Here is a 20974-nt window from a genome sequence, read left to right on the forward strand (position 1 = left end):
ACATCCATTGTTGAAAAAAGGGTATGAAACAGCTCAGGCCTGCTGAAGCTGACGGGCGAACGACCTCTGCTTCCAAGAGATCAGGGCATGCATCCCCTTCGCAAGCCACCGCTGCATGCGGGAATGGGGTGTCAGGCCCGATGTCTTCAAAATCATGGCCGTGACACGGTCCAGATGCTTCTGCTGGTAGAAGGACAGGGCCCGGGCCATGTAGGCAGCAATACAGTTCTTGTGATCATAAAAACGGAATTTCTCACTGTTCGTGATGTAAAAGGCTGTTGCAAGTTCGTCATCCTCACTTTCCATCACACGGCTCAGGGCAATCCGCAGACGGAACCAGCGCCCCAGCTTCTCACGTTCCAGATAACGATGCATGTTGTCATAAAACAGTTTGAAATGACGGTATTCATCAGCAGCGATCTGCTTGCAGACTGCCTTCAGAACGGGCTCATCCGTAGCGTCAGCCAGTGCCGTATAGAAAGAGGATGTTCCCGTTTCCACCATGCAGCGGGCAATCAGCTCCCCCGTACGAGACCCCCTGATGGATGAGGACACGTCCGTATCTATCCTGTAAGCGTCCCGATATCGCTCAAAAGCTTTGGCGTAATCCCAGTCCGGGTCTGCCAGCATGGCCCATTTCCCAAGGGCATCTCCATGCTGGACCTCTTCTTCCGCCCAGTTCTGTGCGGCATCCCGGAAACCGGAATCGTCATGGAAAACATTCCTGAGGTAACAGGTATAGTCCCGTGCATTCCGCTCCACCACAGAAGCTGCCTTCACGAGGGCAAGGATATCAGGGTTCACCTTCGTCGCGTCAAAGGCGGCCCAGTCCATCTGATCAATCTGCCAATGTTTCATAAAGACACCCTGCATTTTCCGAAATGACGTTAACCCTTCATGCATCTATCATACTTTTCGGATGGCATAGCGTCCATCTTTTGGGTAGGTGTATGCAGCCAACTCTGGAGACAAAAGCTAGATGACTGAACAGACCTGCCCCTCGCCTCAGAAGGTCACGCTCCGGCACGACTGGGCTCGCGAAGAAGCAGAAGCCCTTCTTGCGCTGCCCTTCCCGGAGCTGATCTTTCAGGCACAGCTGGCACACCGGCAATTTTTTGACCCCACAAAGGTACAGATATCAACCCTGCTCTCCATAAAGAGCGGCGGTTGCCCGGAAGACTGCTCCTACTGTCCGCAGAGCGCCCACCACGACAAGCGCATGGCCGCTGAAAAGCTCATGCCGCTGGAGCGTGTCATCGCCGATGCCAGACGCTCGAAGGAAGCCGGTGCCGGGCGGTTCTGCATGGGCGCTGCATGGCGTGCCCCGAAGGACCGTGACCTGGATGCTGTCTGCCGCATGGTTGAGGAGGTCAAGGCTCTCGGACTGGAGACCTGCCTGACCATAGGGATGCTCACGCCCAGCCAGTCTGCCCGCCTGAAAGAGGCCGGTCTGGACTATTACAATCATAATCTTGATACGTCAGAAGATTTCTACGGCAAGATCATCACCACACGGACCTATCAGGAACGTCTGGATACTCTGGCCAATGTGCGTGATGCCGGCATCAAGGTCTGCTGCGGCGGGATCATCGGCATGGGTGAAGACACGCAGGACCGTGCCGGCCTGCTGACGACACTGGCCAATCTGCCGACCCACCCGGAAAGTGTTCCCATCAACCTGCTCGTCCGCGTGGAGGGCACTCCGCTGGCTGATGAAGAGGCCGTGGATCCGATCACCTTCGCCCGCGTGATCGCAACAGCCCGCATCATGATGCCAGCCAGTCACGTCCGTCTGGCAGCGGGACGTGAAAACATGTCTGAATCAACACATGCACTCTGTTTTCTGGCAGGAGCCAACTCCATTTTCTGGGGGGAAAAGCTGCTCACGACGCCCAATCCGGCACAGAACAGGGACACAGAGCTTCTGGCCATGCTGGGCATGAGCCCCATGATGCAGAAAACGGCAACAGCCTGATCTGACCCCACCATGGATGCGCTCCAGAACGGTTTCTGGCGCGCATCCACCTGACCAGACAGGCAGCGAGCTTACAGGCTGCTCTGCTGCTTCCGGGCACTATCCCTGAAACGCTGCATGACACGCCCAGCAGCCTGCTCCTTCCCCATGGCACGAAGAGCTTTGGCCTCCAGCAGCAGAGCCCGACGCATGGCTTCGTAATCCATGTCTTCCCTGCGTATTTTCACCAGCCCCTCGGCAGACTCTGCCGCTGGCTGCCAATCCCTGTTCAGGATCAGACGCAGGGTAAGAAGTTCTTTCAGGTTGGCCTGGTCCTTGTCATTCCTGCTGGGAGCAAGAGCGGTGATGGCCTCCTCCAGCCCAGCCCGATCAAACTGCGCAGCTGCTGCCAGACCACCCAACGCATAAGCGCTGAAACGTATCCGATCATCCGGACTGGTCCTGGCCAGCTTCGCCTCATCACCCGCATGCTGCCAATATGTCTGGGCATAAAAGACAGATGCCCGTACGAGATGCAGATCAGCCTGCCGTCCGCCAGTCCAGCCCCTCACCATCAATGCTTCAGACACCCGGCGTAATGTCTCCAGACTCGCCTGATAGTCTTTCAGACGCAGCTCGCTGGTAGCCAGGTTGAAACCGGCATCATGGATGGCCTGAACATCATCAATCAGAAACGCCCGCTCCAGAGCATCTGCGTAATGCTGCCTCGCCTGTTGGATATAGCCAAGACTGAACACACTGTCGGCAGCATCCATTCTTGTGGCGTAGTGCTGGTCTTCCCACTCACCGGGACCGCTGGAACAACCTGAGAGAAGCCCGGCGGAGAGGGAAAGAGAGATGATGACATTGCAAAATTTCATGGTCTCACCTCACGGGCCGGGAGCCTGCGGTCAGGCCGGTGCCTGTTTTTGCCGCCACCACCGCCCAGCAACCACAAACCCCGCAGCTGATCACTCAGCTTGCGCAGGCTGTCTGCCGTAGCCTCAGCTTCAGCCAGAACGGCGGGAAGCTGCTCCGTGGCATCAGCCACATTACGGACGCTCCGCTGCACTTCCGGGCCGGAATCTTTCAACCCCTTGGTCAGGCCGTGCACATTCTGCATCACGCCATTGGCTTCATTCAGCGTAATCTGCAACTTCTGTTCCAGTGGCTGCACAGCCTCAATGGCCTTGTTCAATGAAACCAGGATCGTATTTACACGCTGGGCCGTTTCCTCATTGGTCAGCAGGGCACCAGCTGTCCCCTTACCTGCATGAAGGTCCACCATGATGTCCTTGGCCTGCTTCGTGATCTCTTCCACATTATCCATGGCAGGAAGCAATCTGGCCCGCAGATCTATCAGGGTCTGGACAATCATGTCCGCAGGGTTGGGTTCCACGCTGGTATTCAACACGGCATAATCCCAGTTGAGCGGCTCTCCCTGCCCACGGGTGATTTCAATATACCCCGCACCCGCCACGACAAGGCGACGTTTGATGGTAGCAATGCTGTCACTGCGAATATAGCGCTCGAAATGGGGTTCGATCGTTCCTTCCGCATACATACGGCCTGATTCATTGAGGTCCAGCCGCCGGATTTCCCCTACACGGACCCCCATGACTTCAATGTCATTATTGACAGCCAACCCCGCCACACCACTTTCCGGCAGCACGAAATGGAGACGCCCTGCCGGTGTCAGCCACTGCTTGAGAAAACCGGCCTCGACCAGAACAGCTGTCAGGATGACAAGAGCCAGCAGAACAAGCAGCCCGACCCACTCATCCACGAAAGAGCTCCTGAACAGAGGAGCTGCCAGACCGGAACGCCGACGTAAACGTAAAGGACGCATCACATATCTCTCACTTTACGAGACCATTACTACCGAGGCGAAAACGCTGCATGCCGGGCCCGGCATAACCAGCCCAGGCGGAGCGCTCCGAACCGATCCACACGACCGCACAGCCCCGCTCCCGTGCAGCTGTCAGTTCTGTCAGAAAAGCATTGTACAGCTCGACCGGTCCCCCAAGACTGATAGGATTTTCCAACAGAAGCAAGGACGGCCTGTTCATGAAGGTTCGCACATATTCCGAGCGTTTCCTGTCCAGCGGGGAGAGTTTTTCAGGCAGCTGCGTTGGCAGGCCGGGCATGCCGAATGACTGGGCCAGCTGGACGGCCTCCACCACCAGTCTGTCATAAGAGGCACGACTGTGATGCAGGCTAGGCCAGAGAATGTTCATATGCATCTCGTACAGGTCAATCCAGCCACTGTCCTCGGTAATGCGACCGATACGCCCCCGCAGTGCCTGCGCCCGTCTTTCATCCAGCTCCGCCCAGTTCAGCCCCATGCAGCTGACCGTTCCCTGTCCCCTGCCTGTCCTCGCATCCTGCTTGACGGGCAGAAGCCCTGCGCAGAAATCCGTAAACTGCGACGCCCTGAAACTGTCACGACACTCCACGAACACACATTCACCGGGTGCCAGTGCCAGATTGTATTTTACTGAAGGCAACCCTGTGGAATCAGACACCGGAACAGCATCATCCAGCTTCAGGACAAAACCATAATCCCCTTCTGAAAGAGTTGTGCCTTCCACCGTCAGAAGCTCCCCAGAATGACGTCGATCACCACATTGATGACCAGAATGGACATGATGCCACGCGCAAAGCCCCGTGGCATGAAGGTTGTCAGATTGTCCTCTGCCGTCACATCCATGCCAGACAGACAGCAGCACAGACCGACACAGGCCCCGCTCAGAAGAAATTTCAGAGGAATCCCGATATAATCACCCGGCTGCATGCTGTTGATCACATCGAAAATGAAAGACCAGATGGATGACGTGACGATCCCTTTCATCCAGCAGGCCACATACCCCATGCCCAAAGCGATGACGCTGAAAAAGGTACCCAGCGTGACCCCGCCCACCGTCGTCGCAATGGTTCGTGGCACGACAAGTGCCAGAAACGGATCAATGCCCATGCCATTCAGGGTCTTGAGCCGCCCGCTGGTTGTCAGAGTGCCCATTTCCGTCAGCATCAACATGCCAGAACGTCCCAGAAGAATGACGCCGACGAGAATGGGCGCAATTTCCCGCAGCAGGACGCTGGAGAGAAGGCTTCCGGTCATCTGCGACATGCCAGCAAAACCTAGCCAGTAAACAGCCTGCGAAACCAGCCCCAACCCCGTGATGACGGCCACCACCACTACGCTGAAAAAACCGCTACCTACCAGCTGACGCAGATTGCGACGAAACTCGATGATGACCGTCCGACGCCATGAGCTGGGGTGCAGCATCTCATAGACGACCCCCCATGCAGCCCCGATCATGATGAGAAAGAACCGGGGCTGGGACCGGGCAAAACGGCCCAGCATGGCCAGGCCACTATTAATGACGGCAAAGCGCTCGGAGAAATTCATGATCCCCCTGCCGCCGTGTTCTCACTCCTGCCTGCCAGAATGTAGCTGTTGGAGATCCCATTGTTGGGCAGGAAAAACTCTCCCCTCAGACGGAACAGGAAAATGCCCTGCAGGGCCTGATAGGCTCGCTCTGAGACCTGTATCTGCCCCCCATCAGGAGCATTGTGGGCCAAGGCTTCTGCCATGGTGAGCCCCTCTCCCCACAGATTGAAGATGTCCCGTCTCTCCCCAAAATAGGCAACAAGGACAGGCCCGACGTCAATCCCGATACGGAACATGAGCTGCGTGTTCATCTGGGCAATGACCATCAGGCAGGCTTCCCTGATTCCGATGGCTGCCTCTGCAAGATGGACGGCCCCCTCCGCATCAACGTTCTGGGAACAACTGCCCAGGAAAATGAACCGATTCCCCGCCACTTGGGCCGAAAACAGACCACGCTCCCTGGCAATGCCTTCGATCTTCCCGCCAAGTTCGGCCACCAGTTCCAGCATGGCCTGGGCAGCATCGCGGTTGGAAGAATAAGCCTCGGAAAATTCCAGAACCATGATGGGCACCGTCGGATACAGGCCGGGCATGGGCGGTGTCCTGTCGGTTTCCTCTTCCGGATGAATGAGAAAGCCCTCGACAATACGCATCTGGGGTCTGGGGGACCGGCCAGCAGAATCGGCCATGGTGACAGGCCCGCCCTGAGCCTGCGCCGCCTTTTTCTCTTCCTCCTGAACATGACCGAAACGGACAGCCAGAATCGAAGCGATCAGACCAATAACACGGTCCGCCTCACCCAGCTGGTAGGGGTCCTCCAGCATGATGGCGCCCACCGGCCGGTGCTCTTCCATCACAGGCATGAAGAAGAGATGTCTGGCTCCGATCATCCGCATGACCACACGCTGAAGGCTCTGGAAACGCTGATCCTCCTCCGCATCTGGCAGATCAACGGCATGGCCGCTTTCCAGACATTCAAAGACGCCAGAGTGACCGTTTCTGGTCAGCTCCATGCCCGAACCGTGAGCATCCCTGCCACGGTCGAACATGTCCTCACACAGCAGCCTGTCCCCATCAGCCAGCAGCCGCCAGATGCTGGCCCGGCGTGCTACGGCACGTTCGGCCAGAGCCTCGCAGAAATAAGGCTGTTCCTGCTCTGGATCGAGCAGACCTTCCATGTTGGTGATCTTCAGAAGGACCGCATTGTCTTCCTTCTTTTTTTCATCAAGCACATTCAGGCCGGTCTGCAACCGTTCAACCCGCCGTCCCTGATAGATCAGCCCCATGGCGAGAATCAGCGCCAGCCCGACAATCACAACAGAAAAATAAACCGCCTGTTTCTGCACGGCATGTGTAAAACTGGCAAAGTCACTTTCAGGCGCATTCAGCAGCAGCACCCACGACCTCTTGGCCAGCGGCATGGCAGAGGCAATGGTAACATAGTTCTGTCCCCTGGCATGGACCATGCCCGTACCATCTCCCATGACACGAAACACATTGAGCGCCCGGACGAACACCGGCTGTGTCTTGGGGTCCAGATGGACATTCTCCGCATCGAAACCTGGCTTGCCGACATCCAGCATGTTATGGCCCGCAATCACATGACCACTCAGATCCACGATCACAGCCTGTCCGCTCTTGCCGACCTTGAGGCTGTTCACGAAGCGTGTCAGCTGATTCAATGAAATGCTGATGGCAAAAACGACGTGCCGTCCATCTAGTGTCCTGAAGGCCATGGAGGCCGTGACGATGAACTGATGCGTCGAGAGATAAGGATAAGGGTCGGTCCAGAACAGGCGCCGGTCCGGTGTCCTGTCCTCAAACCGGAGAGCCCCCTTGTACCAGGGACGCAGCCGTGGATCATACCCTTCGGCAGAAAGCCTGTCCGTAGAGATGAAGCGGCCATCCTTGTCGGTGACCCTATGGCGGTAATAAGGGGCCCCGTCTTCTTCCTGAAGAGTCGTTTCCTCGTACTGCCCTTCCCGCCGGGCAGACATCCAGAAATGCCCCTGATCATCAGCCAGATAGAAACTGTCCACATGCGGAATGCCCCGCAGGACAGAGCGCCCCAACGACATGAAGGCACTGGCATTCGCCTTCATGTCATCACTGGCCAGCATTCCACTGGCCATGAAGGAAATACCCGTCGCCGGAGAGAGATAATGGCTGACTTCTTCCGTAATATAACGCTGCTGGCTTTTGAGCAGATTCCGCGAAAGGGTGATCGCCCCCTCCCGCATGGTCCTGTACGTGTAGAGCGTGACAACTCCGATGGTCATGATGACCAGGATCACGCCAAGGATTGGCCCTATGAACTGAAAAAGCTGCCAGCGCCGCCCTGTCGTATCAATGGCGGGATCTATGATCTCATCTGTCGGCAAGGCTCTAGAATCCCCCTCGGTCATCCGGTATCCCGAAATGATACCTTTTATGCCATGCTGGAATAGGGCGAAGGTCCCTTTTCTTTTGCCACCACTATCATGCGGACACTGATGAAGCGCAACCATCTTTCACGCCGTTCTGTCATTTCACTCACAGGAAATGAACGGACCAGCTTTCTGAACGGCCTCATAACCAATGATGTACAGGCCCTTTCACAAAACGGGACCGCATGGGCCGCCATGCTCAATGCCCAGGGACGCATACAGACGCTCTTCTTCCTATGGAAAACTGAAGAGGCTCTCCTTCTCGACCTCCCGGAGACTGAAACGGACTCCCTCCTGAAAACCCTGCGTCGCTTCAGACTGAGAGCAGACGTACACATGGAACGGATGGACGCCACCATCCTGACAGGAGCGCCGGAAACCCCACGGCCGGACGGGGCACTCATCCATGCTGCAGACCCCCGGCATCCAGCACTGGGCTGGCGGGCCATCATTCCAGGCTCTCCCGCCAATGATGAAGCCGTCCAGCAGAGAGAAGCCGACGCCCTGCTTGCCCGGCGCCTTCAAACCGGTATTCCGGGAGATGAGGATATCGTCCCCGGCCAGACACTGGTGCTGGAGGCCAACATGGACCACCTCCATGGCGTATCATGGACCAAAGGCTGCTACCTGGGGCAGGAGGTCACCGCCCGGACCCATTATCGGGGGCTCATCAAGAAACGGCTGCTGCCGGTACGGTCTACCGATGGCCAGCCCCTACCCAATGAGGGCGCTGTGACACTGGACGGACAAGAGGTCGGTGAGCTCAGGTCACATGCCGGTCAGCACGGGCTCGCCCTGCTGCACCGTCGGGCCTGGAACACCAGCGGGCTACAGCTGGACGGTCACCCCATCACGCTGGACTGGCCTGACTGGCTCCCCAGAGATACGGAACAGACCCAAGAAAAGGACTCCTGACATGCCTTGGCAGCCTATCACCGATCCTACCCTGACAACCCTGCTGGATGAAGTTCATTTCAACAGCCGGGGCCTCATCAGCGCCATCGCACAGGATGAAAACGGCGAAGTTCTCATGCTGGCCTGGATGAACCGGGAAGCCCTGGCCGAAACATTGGCAACAGGGCGGGTCTGCTACTATTCCCGCAGCCGGAACACACTCTGGCGCAAAGGAGAAAGCTCCGGGCAGGAACAGCACCTTCTTGCCGCCGCTCTGGACTGTGATGCGGACTGTCTGCTCCTGACCGTCCAGCAGAAAGGCGTTGCCTGCCATACGGGTCGCCGCAGCTGCTTTTATCAGTCCCTCACCCCTGCCGGCTGTGTAGAGCTGACCAGCCCGGCCATTGCTCCTGAAGAACTTTACAGCACGAAAAAATCATCCTGATACAGAAAAGCCCTTTCCGACCCGAAGGTGGAAAGGGCTTCAGCCATGCCATAATCATGAATGATCAGAGCAGGCCTTCGGCATGATGTTTGAGATGGTCCTGTATGAAACTCTGCACGAACCAGTAAGAATGGTCATACCCCTCATGCCGCCGCAGTGTCAGGGACTGCCCAGCCGCCTTTGCCGCCTGTTCCAGCCGCTCCGGCTGCAAACGGGACAGGAATTCGTCATCCAGTCCCTGATCGACCAGCAGCGTGCCCGGATGGGTCATGCCGGCCTCCAGAAGAAGGCAAGGATCGTACTGCGCCCACTCGGCCTCGTGCCCGCCAAAATAGGCATCCGTCACCTTATGCCCCCAATCCACCTGCGAGGGTGAAGAAATGGGAGCAAAAGCTGACACAGTCTGCCACGCTCCAGCATCACCAAGCGCCACAGCCAGAGCCCCCATGCCTCCCATGGAATGACCCATGATTCCACGGCGTCCGGCCATGATGGGAAAATGCTCTTCCACCAGAGCAGGCAGCTCCCGGCGCACATAGGAGCCCATGCGATAATGGGCCGCCCATGGGTCTGTCGTGGCATCGACATAATAGCCGGCACCCGTGCCCAGATCATAGGCATCATCTTCCCCGGCCACGTCTGCACCCCGTGGGGATGTATCCGGCGCCACCAGGGCAAGGCCATGGTCCGCCGCATGACGGATGGCGTTGCTCTTGATGAGGAACGTCTCCTGCGTGCAGGTCAGGCCCGCCAGAACATGAATGGCAGGCACACGATCACCAGCAAGCGCCTTTGCCGGAAGGAAAATGCTGACACGGGCCGGTAACCCAAGTTCCTGCGACTGGTGGGAGAGGAAGTGTACCTCCCCTCCACAGCAGGGATGACGCTCAATCAGTGTGAATGGATTCCTGCCCATCATAGCCCGTAATTCACAATGTTGCGGATGCCTTCGCCACGCTCCATCATCTCGAAGCCCTGGTTGATGTCATCCAGTTTCATCTCATGGGTGATGAGATCATCAATGTTGATGCGCCCTTCCATGTACCAGTCCACGATCTTCGGAACGTCAGTCCGGCCACGGGCCCCCCCGAAGGCAGAGCCGATCCAGCGGCGACCTGTCACGAGCTGGAAAGGCCGCGTGCTGATTTCCTGCCCTGCACCGGCCACGCCAATCACGCAGGACACACCCCAGCCGCGATGGGCACTTTCCAGCGCCTGACGCATCAGGCTGACATTACCCACACACTCGAACGTATAGTCGGCGCCGCCCCCCGTCAGTTCGATGAGATGACCAACAAGATCACCATTCTCTCCCAGATCCTTGGGATTGACGAAATCCGTCATGCCGAATTTACGGGCAATGGCCTCACGCTCGGGGTTGATATCGATGCCGATGATGCGGTTTGCCCCGACCATTTTGGCTCCCTGAATGACATTCAGGCCGATTCCGCCCAGACCGAACACCGCCACGGTGGAGCCGGCCTCGACCTTGGCCGTGAACAGCACGGCACCAATGCCGGTCGTCACGCCGCAGCCGATGTAGCAGACCTTGTCGAACGGAGCATCAGAACGGATCTTTGCCAGGGCAATTTCCGGCATGACCGTGAAATTGGCGAATGTGGAACAGCCCATATAATGGTGGACCGGCTTTCCCTTGTAAGAGAACCGTGTCGTGCCATCCGGCATCAGGCCTCTGCCCTGCGTACTGCGGATGGACGTGCACAGGTTGGTCTTGCGGGAAAGGCATGACGGACACTCACGACATTCCGGGGTGTAAAGAGGAATGACATGATCACCAGGCTTGAGGTGCTTCACCCCGGCACCGACCTCACGGACAATCCCGGCTCCCTCATGCCCCAGAATGGACGGAAACAGACCTTCAGGATCCTTGCCGGAAAGCGTGTATTTATCCGTATGACACAGCCCCGTGGCCATGATCTCCACCAGCACTTCCCCATCCCGGGGCCCTTCCAGCTGGACGGTATCAACAACCAGCGGTTTGCCTGCTTCAAGAGCGATTGCGGCGCGAACGTCCATTTTCATTACCCCTTATTAATTCTGTCTGTCGCTGTTTCTGCAGCCCGAATTGTGCCACAGAATGAACGGGCTTCAAGCCCTGACATATTCACCACTCGCCATGTGAGGAATCTGCCACCTTGATCATCAAACGCCGCTACGGACTTTCCATACTCTTCCGGGAGATACTCCCCCCTCTGGTCATCCTCACAGGATGGGACTGCGTGGTGGTCATCCTGTTCCAGATATTCCATCAGGAATGGATGGAACAGCCCGCCCTTCCCTTTTCTCTCATGGGGTCAGCCCTGGCCATTTTTCTGGGAATCCGCAACAACGCCGCCTATGCCCGCTGGTGGGAAGCCCGCACCCTGTGGGGCGCCATCACCAACAACTGCCGCTCTTTCGGGCGAGAACTGGAGTCCCTGCTCGGAGGGCAGCCCAGCCTGGCCCGGGCCATGGCAGCCTATCCCTATATCCTGAAATCCTCACTGAGCGGCAACGAGCCGGACAGCACCATCCAGGGCCTGCTGGATGCGGACACCTACCGGTTTGTCTTCTCCTGCACAAATCCGGCCAATGCCCTGCTTTACAGAATCGGCCAGAAGGTCCGTACCCTGGTTGAGGAACGGCACATAGACGGAGCCGTACATGGTACGGTGGACCGTATCCTCTCCGACCTCGCCAATGCCCAGGGCGGACTGGAACGCATCCGCAACACGCCCCTGCCCGTGCAGTATTCACTTCTGCCAAAAGTCATCACGCATCTCTTCTGCATCCTGCTGCCCCTGTCCGCCGTGCAGACCCTGGGCTGGATCACCCCGCTGGGCTCCAGCATCATTGGCGTGCTCTTCCAGATGCTGGACCGGAGCGGGCAGAACCTTCAGGAGCCTTTCAAGGTCAGCCCCCATTCCCTGCCCATGCTGACAATGAGCCGCACGATCGAGCGGGACCTGCTCCAGCCACTGGGCATGGAATATCACCCATTGCCACAGCCCCGCTTCGGGCAGATGCCATGACAGACACCCATGGAAGACCAGTTTCAGGTTCTGCAAGACATATTCCCGTTTTTCTGCTATCCTCCCCGCCATGAACAACAGCTTCAGAATGTCCCAGAAGGGTGGTGTTACTGACGAGATGGCCCGCGCCGCCGCCGAGCACACTGCCCGTCAGAAAGACCCAGAGCAGGAAAAGAATCCTTTCCGCGAGGGTGATGCCATCGTTTACGCCGCCCACGGCGTAGGCCGGGTTGACCGTATCGGCGAAGAAGAGATCGCCGACACGAAGATCGAAATGATCCAGATTTCTTTCCCCGGCAACCAGATGACACTGCGTATCCCGCTTGCCAAGGCCCGCAAATCCGGCCTGCGCAAGATCGCCACGCGCGAGATCGTGGACAAGGCCATGTCCGTCATCAAGGGCAAGCCGCATGTCAGCCGTGGCATGTGGGCCCGCCGCGCCGTGGCCTACCAGGAAAAGATCAACTCCGGTGATCTTGTCCAGATTGCGGAGGTTCTGCGTGACCTGCGCCGCAATGTGGACAGCCTTGACGGCAGCTTTTCCGAACGTAAACTTTTCGAAGCCGCTCAGGAACGTTTCGTCGCCGAGCTGGCTGTACTTGAGAACAAGGATCCGGCCAAGGTTCTTGAAGATCTGACCCAGACCATGAAGAACGCCTGATCCCTCATCCCCTCCCTCAGACCTGTCTCTCCGGGAGGGGTGCTTCCTCCAGAACCCTGACGGGAAAGGTTAGAGGTTATGTCCACAACTTCATCAAAGCGTTTTGCAGGGCAGAAGGTCCTGATTACCGGCGCCTCCCAGGGAATCGGTGAGGCTGCTGCGCAGTATTTCGCCAGACACGGGGCACAGGTAGCCATTAACGGACGCAAGGAAGACAAGCTGCGGACCGTTCTGGAAACCCTCCCAAAAGTGGCTGGCGGCGAGCATGTCATCGCTGCCGGTGACATCTCCAGTGAAGAAGCTGTCGAAAGCGTTTTCCAAAAGAGCATTGAAGGCATGGGGGGCCTTGATATCCTCATCTGCAATGCAGGCTATCAGATTCCCTCTCCCTCCGAAGACGTAAAACTGGCCGATTTTGAAGGTGTCATGGCCGTGAACGTGACAGGCGTCATGCTCTGTTGCCGTGCGGCCCTGCGCTATTGGCTGAAAACCGGCGTGAAGGGGCGAACCGTTGTTAACTCCTCCGTCCACCAGCTGATCCCCAAGCCTCATTATCTGGGCTATTCAGCTTCCAAAGGTGCCGTGGGCAACATCGTCCGTACCCTGGCTCTGGAATATGCCTCCCGTGGAATACGGTTCAACATCGTCGCACCCGGCGCCATTGTTACGCCGATCAACGATGCCTGGGTGAACGATCCCAAGCAGTATGAAGCAGTTGCCAGCCACATCCCTATGAAACGTCCCGGCAACAGCGACGAAATCGCTACGGCCATGGGCTTCCTTGCCTCTGAGGAAAGCAGCTACATCACGGGCCAGACACTCTATGTCGATGGTGGCCTGACCCTTTATGGAGATTTTGAACACAACTGGTCATCATAAGACCAGAGACGGCTCCGGCGAAGATGTTCCGCCGGGGCCGTCTGCCTTTCACCTGTCATCCGATCCTGCTGGAACGGCCACGTCCTGCCGTTCAAAAGCGGCAGCGATCCTCAACTCAACTTCATCGCTGACATACGGAATGAACATCCTGACGCCAAAATCGCTGCGTCTGATGGTCGCTGTCGCATCAAAACCGACCGTATATTTCTTGTCGAGCATATTGACGCCCGCCCCAAGGAAATGAACACGCAGCGTCTCAGGATGCGTGATGCCGTGCAGTGTCAGGTTGCCCGATACGAGGGCGTCATTCGGTCCCGTCTGTTTGACACTGACAGAAACAAACTCAGCCTTGGGAAACTGGCCCGCCGCCAGCCATTCGCTCCCTTTCAGCTCCTCCATCAGTTTGCTGTTTGTCGTCAGGACAGAAGACACCGGCACGGAAACGGAAAGGCTGGAAGCTTCCGGCTGGCGGGGATCCAGCCGAAGCACACCAGAAGCCCCGGAGAAAAGCCCTTCAAACACGGAAAAACCGAAATGCAGCACGGTAAAGCTGACCTGCGTATGCTGGGGCTCGACCCTGTAATATCCCGGCTGGATCTGGGATGCATCCGTCACGACCTGTGCAGACGCCACTGCCGGAACCGAGCAGGAAAGAGCAATGGCCGTAAAAACAGACCGTAATGAGAAACGCATGGCAGGTCCTTCCCCTGTAAAAACGTGTGGCAGACTGAAGCCTCTGCCTCTTTTCTCTACAGGAGCAGGCTCTAATAATCTATCCCATAGGAGAGCCCGACGCTGGAGCCCGGATCATTCTCCGGAGTTGTAAAGCCTGTCACCTGTCCACCAGTGCCGACTGTCGTGTTCAGCTGCAACCGTTTCGTCAGATCAACCTTGACCTGCGCCTGCGCCCCCTTGCCGGACAGACCTTCCTTGGCACCGACATAGACACCCTTCATCACGTATTTGCCTGCCTCCACACTGGCAGCCCCCTTGCCCACGCTGTTGCCCCCACCAATGGCCAGATGGTCCAGCCCCAGCGTGCTGCGGACCTTGCCCATCGGGTCAAAAGCAGAGCCACCACCAATCTGCACGATCGCCAGCCCCAGAGATGCCAGCTGAGTTGAAGAAAGAGAGTTTCTGTCCGTCCCGAAAAGCAGGATGGAGAGGACCTCATCACGCGGACGGCTCGGATTGGAGACAAAATCAATCTTCGGATCACTCGCATAACCACGCACGAGCAGGCTTGCCAGAGTCCCATTGGCGTTGCGGTCCGCTCTGAAATCGATTGTCGGATCAAGCCGGTGGGCCGCACCACCGCCAGTAAAGCCAACCTGCCCATGTGTGAAATTGAGATTGATCCCCGCCAGGTTGAAATTGCCCCTCTTCAGATTGATCCCGCCTGTCAGCAGGGGTGCCGTACTCACACCACCTATGTGCAGCTTGCCCTGCATCTCGGCAAACAGGCCATGCCCCCTGACGAACAGTCTGCCAGGAGAGATGAAATCAATATTCAGCCCCACGACCAGTTTCGGCTCCGGTCGGGGAGCCTCCCTGGCCTCTTCCGGCGTGATGATCTCCAGTTGCGGCACCGAAGCCGGCATGGAATCAGGCAGGGTGATCGAAGCCTCCGGCACCGTGATGTCACCCTCGACATCAAGCCTGGTCGTAGCCTGACCATGAATATGCAGATGACTGTTGATAAGCTCCGTCAACATGTCACTCTGTATCGGCTGGGCCTTCTCCATGAGGAACTCCAGGTCAACCGGCAGACCAGGCCGCAGGACACCCACCTGCCCCTTCATCCCCAATGTTCCCCGCCCCGCCCGGGCCGTGACATGATCCAGAACCAGCGTATCCCCATGAGCCATGAGCACGGCATCAATGGCCTGAAGATGCACCCCCTGAGCATAATGGTCGAACGAACCGCCATGCAGCTGCACACTCCCATCGATGCTGGGCTGCTTCATGGGACCTCTGATGCCAAGGTCGAGGCTCATCTGCCCACCGGCCGCCATGCCATCCATCCCCAGAAACGCATTGGCAACCGACAGGACCAGCCGCCCTTTTGCAGCAAGGTCCATATCCCCTGCTGGCGACAGCGGCACACGGCCTGTCACCAGCAGGGCTATCGGCTCACCGGCACGCAGCTCCGTCCGCAGCTGGGCCTGTTTCCCATTCAGATCAGCCTGAACATGCAGTCGTCCCGCCGGGAAGGACGCCGTCGGCTCACTCATCAGGCGCAGGTCTGTCCCATCCAGCGTAATCCGGCCCGCTGGAGCTGCCAGACTGCCCTTCAATCTCGCTGAAGCAGCAAATTCACCTGCGGCATGAAGAGACGGAACAAATGGCTCTGCCAGGGCAGGTGTGACATGCTCCAGGCTGGCTTCAAGAGCCATCTCTGGCTTGAGACTACCATTCAGCATTAGCCGTGCGGCAACACCATGAGGAGGCTGGACTTCAAGAGTCAGGTGGTCAACCGCCATGGCTGGCCCGTAATGCACAGTCACCGGCCGCAGGAGACGAAGGGTTTCACCTTTCAGAACAGCAGACAGTCTGCCCAGCTTCACGGCCTGCCCCGGAATGTCAGCCTGCGCCAGAAGTCCAAAACGGGCCGGAGCTTGCATGACATGCTCAAAAAGACCATCAGCCTGAATCCCCAAGGCTGTCTGTGGTCCTTTCACCCGCATCTTCAGGCTACCCGTCATGTCATTGACCTGCAGACCAGAAAGCTGGAAAGACATGTCCGCCACCGGGTCTTCCTGAAGATGCTGAAGCTCACCCTTCAGGCTCGCCATTTTCACGGCATAGCCATTCGTATGAAACTGGCCATCCAGCGCCAGAGTCAGGCGGTCAGGCGCTGGAGCTCCCGCAAGCCCTTTCTCCACCCCCGGTACCGTATGCAGACCCAGCTGGAGATGCCCGGCCATTGGCCGCCCCAGAAGACGGCTGAAACCATCCAGCCGGGCGATCCTCAACTCCACATCACCCCACGGGATGCGCTGCCCGGTCGGCAGAGCCAGGGCGGCCCGCCCCTGAAGATCCTTCCACGCCAGAGTATCAAGGTCGGCCACGACCTCGCCATCATCCTTGCGGGCAAACGTCATGTGCAGCTTCAGGGGCGCACGGTCCAGCGTGCCCTGCATCTGCACTGTCCCCTGCGGCCGGGAGGGAAGATGGGCCAGGTCCAGATGGAGATCCACCGGCGCCATGGGCAGGGAAACACCAGGATGCACAACCCCCAGCATTCCTGCCAGATGGGCCTGTGTGGCAAGGTCCGTCACCGATCCTTCCACTCTGGTCTCCAGCGTGGCCTGCCCTCGCAGGGCCTCATGCAATGCGGACAGATCAGACAGGGCCAACCTGAGCGAGGCAGACACTACCTGCTGTGGGTCCAGCTGGCCTTTCCCTTCCAGCCGGAACGCTTTCCCCCCCAGAAAGAGCTGGTCCAGCTGAAGCAGACCCGCCCTGTCCCGCTTCGCCTGAAGGCGCAAGGCTCCCTGATCTCCGATCAGGGCCACTGCCTGTGCCGGGCCTTCCTTCAGGCCAAAATGCCCCTCCAGACGGGCCGTCATGTTGCCCGGTGCCCCCAGAGGAACGCTGAAGGCCCCACCAGCATGGAACGATCCGGTCATCTTCTGGCCGAGCAGAGCAGCAAGTTCCGGCAACCGACCCACATCCAGCTGCATGTGTCCGTCCAGAACCGAAGTCATCGTTCCCGTAACATTCAGCCGTACCGCATCATGTTCCAGATGCACCTCATAGGGCCTGTCCACCCGATAGGGCTGCACTGTTGCTGCAAGAACCAGCGGAGCCTCCGCCAGCATGGCCGGGGCTTTTCCAGGTACCCGGACACCATCAAAACGTGCGGACAGGGAAAGCCTGCTTTCCCTGTTCTGCCCTCTGATGACCTTCCTGAACGTCATGGCATCCCGTGCCAGAAGGGCCTGCAGGCCACCTCCCTGCCCATCAAGCTGGAGATGCAGATGCCCTGCCCCGGCCCCTGCTGCCATCAGATTCACGCCATCAAGCCGGATAGTGCCATGAGGGTCCAGCATGGCGCCATCCAGAGCGGCAGCCAGATCAAGCTTCTCCCACCCCATACCGGGCAGAACCGTCATGGGCGGCGCATGGACATCCAGTGTCAGGTCATTCTTCAGATGGACAAGGTCGAGACGACCTTTCAGCAGGGCCGTCAGGGGGCTGTCCTGCTGGGTAGCAGCCCGGACATCCAGCTTTACGGCCAGTGCCCTGTAAGGGCCATGCAGGGAGAGATCGACCGAAAGAGGATCAAACACGGCCAGCCCGCCCGGCGAGGCTGCAAATCCCTGAGCATCTTCATCATAATGCAGCTGGCCATGTGTCCTGTGCCGCCAGGTTTGCAGATCAACCAGAAGATGGGCCGGCCTGTCGAGACGCTCTGCCTTCACCCAGAGCCGTAGGGCCGGCATTTTCTTGAATGAGGGCATACGGGTCAGCGCACTGAGGCTTTCCAGCCGGGCCTTGCCTTCAATCTTCAGACTGGCCGCCTGCCCGAACACAGTCGGCCCGACTGTCAGCAGGGAAAGGCCCAGATGATCGACCCGCACCCCCCAGTCTGGCAGACCAGTTGAAGGTTTTTCCTGCGCCTTCGGGTCCGGTGGGAAAGCAGGATTGCGGACATAGGCCAGCTGCTCCGCAGAAAGGTGCCGCACATGGACCTGCTTGTGCAGCAGGGACAACAGGCCGAGCCGGAGGTCCGCATTCCGCCCTTCCAGCCATATGCCCTGCGGGTCCCGCAGAACCACATGAGACAGCGCCAGATGCCAGGGCAGAATCCCTTCCATCCCCTCGACCTGAACCATGCCGCCTGACCACTCTGGCAATTTCTGCTCCACGAACCGTTTTGCCGGTGGCAGATTGATACCCACCAGCAGCACGGCCACCAGCAGGCACACACATCCCAGAAAGACGACGGCGTAACGGAGAATCCTGCGTCCCAGCGCCAGCATCAGAAAGTCTCCCCAAGGCCCAGATAGAGTTCCCACTTGTCACCACGGTTCGGCCGGTTGATCGGCATGGCCACATCCACACGAACAGGGCCGATCGGCGTGAAGTACCGGACACCCCCGCCACAACCGACACGCAGTCTCCCATGACCAGGCATGGAATTGCCACTGACCTGGCCTGCATCCACAAAGGCCGCCAGACCGAAATTCTTTGGCAGACGCTGCCGGAACTCCACTGTCCCGGCATCCATGCTCGTCCCGCCTATGGCATATTTGGTCGTTCCATACTGAGGCCCGACCCCCTGATAGCGGAAACCACGGATGGACCCCGGCCCTCCAGCATACAGACGCTGATCCGGCGGAAGATTCCAGGTGGAAGCCCCCTGGATCGACCCTATCATGACACGCATGGCAATGACGCTGGAGCCGGGCCTGGTCAGCCCCAGACGGGCCAGATCGAAATAGGTGGAAGCCTGCATGTTCATGGGAATGAAGAACGAGGTCTTGTGCTCCAGGGAAACAGATGGCGTCACACCCAGCGAAACACGGAAACCATGCGTCGCCGGTTCAATGGGGCTTGAGCGATGCGTCCCGTCATAATCCAGCTTGATGGGAACAGAAGCAATGAAATACTCCGCCTTCCTACCAAACTGGCGGATATGTTCCTGCTCCAGCGTCATGCCCACACTGCCAGAAAAATCCTTCCACAAGGGGCGTTCCACACGCCCCTGAACCAGAAAAGCCGTCTGCCGGTAGGAATAAAGAAGCTGACGTATAGCTTCGATCCGGAGGTCAAGCGACTGGCTGCGCTGAAGGAAATCCGGCTTCATGAAATCCACATACCCGTCATAGCCAAGGCCCTGCTGGGCTGTTCCACCCAGCCCCGTGGCCATGGCAGCAACACGCAGCTGCTCACCACGGCCCAGCAGGTTCCTGTGCAGCCATGAAACGCCGGCACGCCCGCCAAGATCGGTCGAATAACCGACATCACCTGTCAGACGGTGTCGTTTGCCTTCGCTGAAATCAAAATCGATTGGCAGCGCCCCCTCCACTCCAGGAGGCAGAGGCTGTTCCGCCATTTTCTTCCCAGCCGACTTTTTCCCACCGGGGGCAGGTTTCTGACTGGGTAGGGGCAATACCTTGTCCCCATTCTTCTGTATGACCGAAGCAAACAGCCCCGTACTCCCCAGATCGAGACGTGCCTGCTCCAGCACGGACGGCTGATACAGCTGCCCCTCCCTGAGCAACATGCGGCGTCGGACATAATCCGGCTTCACACGCTCCAGCCCCTTCAGCGTCATGGGGCCAATGACCAGTTTGGGGCCCCGCTTCATCCTGATCTGCACATCGATCTGCTTCCGCTCCGGATGCAGGATGGCCTGAGGCGCCTGCACGTCGGAAAGCCCGTAGCCTTCTTCCTGAAGATATGTCAGCAGGCGGCCCTGTATGGCCAGCACATCCTCTGCAACAGCAGGGGCTCCCTCCTTCAGCCCCAGGCTGCTGCGCTCCCCCTCCGAGAGAGAAAGAACCTGCCGTACGGAAGGCTGGTCCGCCTTTTCCTGTTTCCCATCCACAGCCTTGCCAGCCGTCCCCTGGCCATCACCATCTTCCCCGACAATGATGATCCGCCCAACCGTGAACTGCTCCCCCAATACAGCTCCCAGATGGATCGTGACCGCCTCTCCCGGCTGCACGGACGCCAGAAAACCAGCCAGATCCGGCGCACGGCCATCCACGGTCCTGCCTCCTCCGGCCTCCACACTGATCCTCACATGCCCGCCATAATAACCACGCGACTGCAACGCCCCCTGCACCCGCTCATAATCAGCCCTTATCCGGCCAGCGAGAGCATATGGACCAACACTGCGTGTAGCCTGAAGACTGACCAGCTGGGACGCTGCCGCCATGCCATCCGTGACGGCCTTGTCATCAACCGGTTCAATCTTTGTCGTGTAAGGCAGGGCGTGCCGCACCAGTTCGTGCACGACAGGCAGGCTGTCCTCACCCCATACCGGCATGGTCTCCCATCCCAGCACCACCACACACAACAGTAGCGTTGCAATACGCTCCGACCGTTTCCCCATCCTGCCTGCCAAATGATGACTCGTCATTTTTCCCGCTGATTCAACCAGTTCCGGCATATATTCCAGAACACTGGCTGTTCCGGCCCCTTATGACAGACAGTTCTGTTCTAAAAAAGTTTCTGTTCTGTCATATGAAGCATTCTTCACTGTCACGACAGGAAGATCGCCCTATCCTGCTGATAAAGATTGTCTCTCTTCCATAAAATGCCTATCTAGACGA

General features: G+C 58.3%; 17 protein-coding genes. 6 read left to right on the forward strand and 11 right to left on the reverse strand.

Annotated features, from left to right (window positions below):
* Nucleotides 1-33: 33 nt before the first annotated feature.
* On the reverse strand, nucleotides 34-858 hold the full coding sequence (locus tag DTJ15_RS04285; RefSeq protein ID WP_043561201.1) for an acyl-ACP desaturase: 825 nt from the start codon (nucleotides 856-858) through the stop codon (nucleotides 34-36).
* A 121-nt stretch (nucleotides 859-979) separates the two neighbouring features.
* On the opposite strand from DTJ15_RS04285, the gene bioB reads away from it, so the two are divergent.
* Nucleotides 980-1975 carry a biotin synthase BioB gene (bioB, locus tag DTJ15_RS04290; protein ID WP_043560069.1) on the forward strand — a complete coding sequence of 332 codons (996 nt, stop codon included), beginning with the start codon at nucleotides 980-982 and terminating at the stop codon, nucleotides 1973-1975.
* Nucleotides 1976-2046: 71 nt separating this feature from the next.
* On the opposite strand, the gene DTJ15_RS04295 is transcribed toward bioB, so the two are convergent.
* The 5 genes from DTJ15_RS04295 to DTJ15_RS04315 are packed head-to-tail and all read right to left on the reverse strand — an operon-like array spanning nucleotide 2047 to nucleotide 7753.
* Nucleotides 2047-2835 carry a hypothetical protein gene (locus DTJ15_RS04295; protein WP_249109501.1) on the reverse strand — a complete coding sequence of 263 codons (789 nt, stop codon included), beginning with the start codon at nucleotides 2833-2835 and terminating at the stop codon, nucleotides 2047-2049.
* Nucleotides 2832-3803, reverse strand: coding sequence for an MlaD family protein (locus DTJ15_RS04300; protein WP_043560066.1), 972 nt, complete (start codon nucleotides 3801-3803; stop codon nucleotides 2832-2834). Before DTJ15_RS04300 ends, DTJ15_RS04295 begins: the two co-directional genes overlap by 4 nt.
* 10 nt (nucleotides 3804-3813) lie before the next feature.
* Nucleotides 3814-4545 carry an ABC transporter ATP-binding protein gene (locus DTJ15_RS04305; protein ID WP_052349054.1) on the reverse strand — a complete coding sequence of 244 codons (732 nt, stop codon included), beginning with the start codon at nucleotides 4543-4545 and terminating at the stop codon, nucleotides 3814-3816.
* Nucleotides 4546-4547: 2 nt separating this feature from the next.
* The gene (locus DTJ15_RS04310; protein ID WP_154981426.1) at nucleotides 4548-5366 is read right to left on the reverse strand and encodes an ABC transporter permease; all 819 of its coding nucleotides are present in this window, start codon (nucleotides 5364-5366) and stop codon (nucleotides 4548-4550) included.
* Nucleotides 5363-7753, reverse strand: a complete 2391-nt coding sequence (locus tag DTJ15_RS04315; RefSeq protein WP_227449700.1) for a cache domain-containing protein — start codon at nucleotides 7751-7753, stop codon at nucleotides 5363-5365. The genes DTJ15_RS04310 and DTJ15_RS04315 overlap by 4 nt, the downstream gene beginning before the upstream one ends.
* Before the next feature lie 87 nt (nucleotides 7754-7840).
* Here DTJ15_RS04315 and DTJ15_RS04320 point away from each other — a divergent pair, with 87 nt between their 5' ends.
* Together DTJ15_RS04320 and hisI are read left to right on the forward strand one after the other, a co-directional pair.
* Entirely contained in the window at nucleotides 7841-8689 is an 849-nt protein-coding gene (locus DTJ15_RS04320) for a folate-binding protein YgfZ (RefSeq protein WP_249109503.1), read from the forward strand.
* Between the two features lies 1 nt (nucleotide 8690).
* Nucleotides 8691-9113, forward strand: coding sequence for a phosphoribosyl-AMP cyclohydrolase (hisI, locus tag DTJ15_RS04325; protein ID WP_081563179.1), 423 nt, complete (start codon nucleotides 8691-8693; stop codon nucleotides 9111-9113).
* 64 nt (nucleotides 9114-9177) lie between these two features.
* On the opposite strand, the gene fghA is transcribed toward hisI, so the two are convergent.
* Entirely contained in the window at nucleotides 9178-10029 is an 852-nt protein-coding gene (gene fghA, locus DTJ15_RS04330; protein ID WP_373364567.1) for an S-formylglutathione hydrolase, read from the reverse strand.
* A complete protein-coding gene (locus tag DTJ15_RS04335) occupies nucleotides 10029-11150 on the reverse strand; it encodes an S-(hydroxymethyl)glutathione dehydrogenase/class III alcohol dehydrogenase (RefSeq protein WP_043561195.1) in 1122 nt (373 codons plus the stop codon). Before DTJ15_RS04335 ends, fghA begins: the two co-directional genes overlap by 1 nt.
* A gap of 119 nt (nucleotides 11151-11269) precedes the next feature.
* Between DTJ15_RS04335 and DTJ15_RS04340 the strand changes: the two genes are divergently transcribed.
* The 3 genes from DTJ15_RS04340 (at nucleotide 11270) to DTJ15_RS04350 (ending at nucleotide 13685) form a co-directional block, all read left to right on the forward strand.
* Entirely contained in the window at nucleotides 11270-12145 is an 876-nt protein-coding gene (locus tag DTJ15_RS04340) for a bestrophin family protein (protein ID WP_249109505.1), read from the forward strand.
* Nucleotides 12146-12233: 88 nt separating this feature from the next.
* Nucleotides 12234-12806: a CarD family transcriptional regulator gene (locus tag DTJ15_RS04345; RefSeq protein WP_227431438.1), complete on the forward strand. Its 573-nt coding sequence runs from the start codon at nucleotides 12234-12236 to the stop codon at nucleotides 12804-12806.
* A gap of 78 nt (nucleotides 12807-12884) precedes the next feature.
* Nucleotides 12885-13685, forward strand: a complete 801-nt coding sequence (locus DTJ15_RS04350) for an SDR family NAD(P)-dependent oxidoreductase (RefSeq protein ID WP_081563181.1) — start codon at nucleotides 12885-12887, stop codon at nucleotides 13683-13685.
* Nucleotides 13686-13733: 48 nt separating this feature from the next.
* On the opposite strand, the gene DTJ15_RS04355 is transcribed toward DTJ15_RS04350, so the two are convergent.
* The 3 genes from DTJ15_RS04355 to DTJ15_RS04365 all read right to left on the reverse strand — a co-directional run bounded on the left by DTJ15_RS04355 (nucleotide 13734) and on the right by DTJ15_RS04365 (nucleotide 20781).
* Nucleotides 13734-14378, reverse strand: coding sequence for a YceI family protein (locus tag DTJ15_RS04355; RefSeq protein ID WP_043560048.1), 645 nt, complete (start codon nucleotides 14376-14378; stop codon nucleotides 13734-13736).
* Between the two features lie 71 nt (nucleotides 14379-14449).
* Nucleotides 14450-18673, reverse strand: coding sequence for a translocation/assembly module TamB domain-containing protein (locus tag DTJ15_RS04360; protein WP_249109507.1), 4224 nt, complete (start codon nucleotides 18671-18673; stop codon nucleotides 14450-14452).
* Nucleotides 18673-20781, reverse strand: coding sequence for an autotransporter assembly complex family protein (locus DTJ15_RS04365; protein WP_249109508.1), 2109 nt, complete (start codon nucleotides 20779-20781; stop codon nucleotides 18673-18675). The genes DTJ15_RS04360 and DTJ15_RS04365 overlap by 1 nt, the downstream gene beginning before the upstream one ends.
* Between the last annotated feature and the right edge of the window lie 193 nt (nucleotides 20782-20974).

It is taken from the genome of Parasaccharibacter sp. TMW 2.1891 (genome assembly GCF_023337675.1).
Lineage (GTDB): Bacteria > Pseudomonadota > Alphaproteobacteria > Acetobacterales > Acetobacteraceae > Bombella > Bombella apis.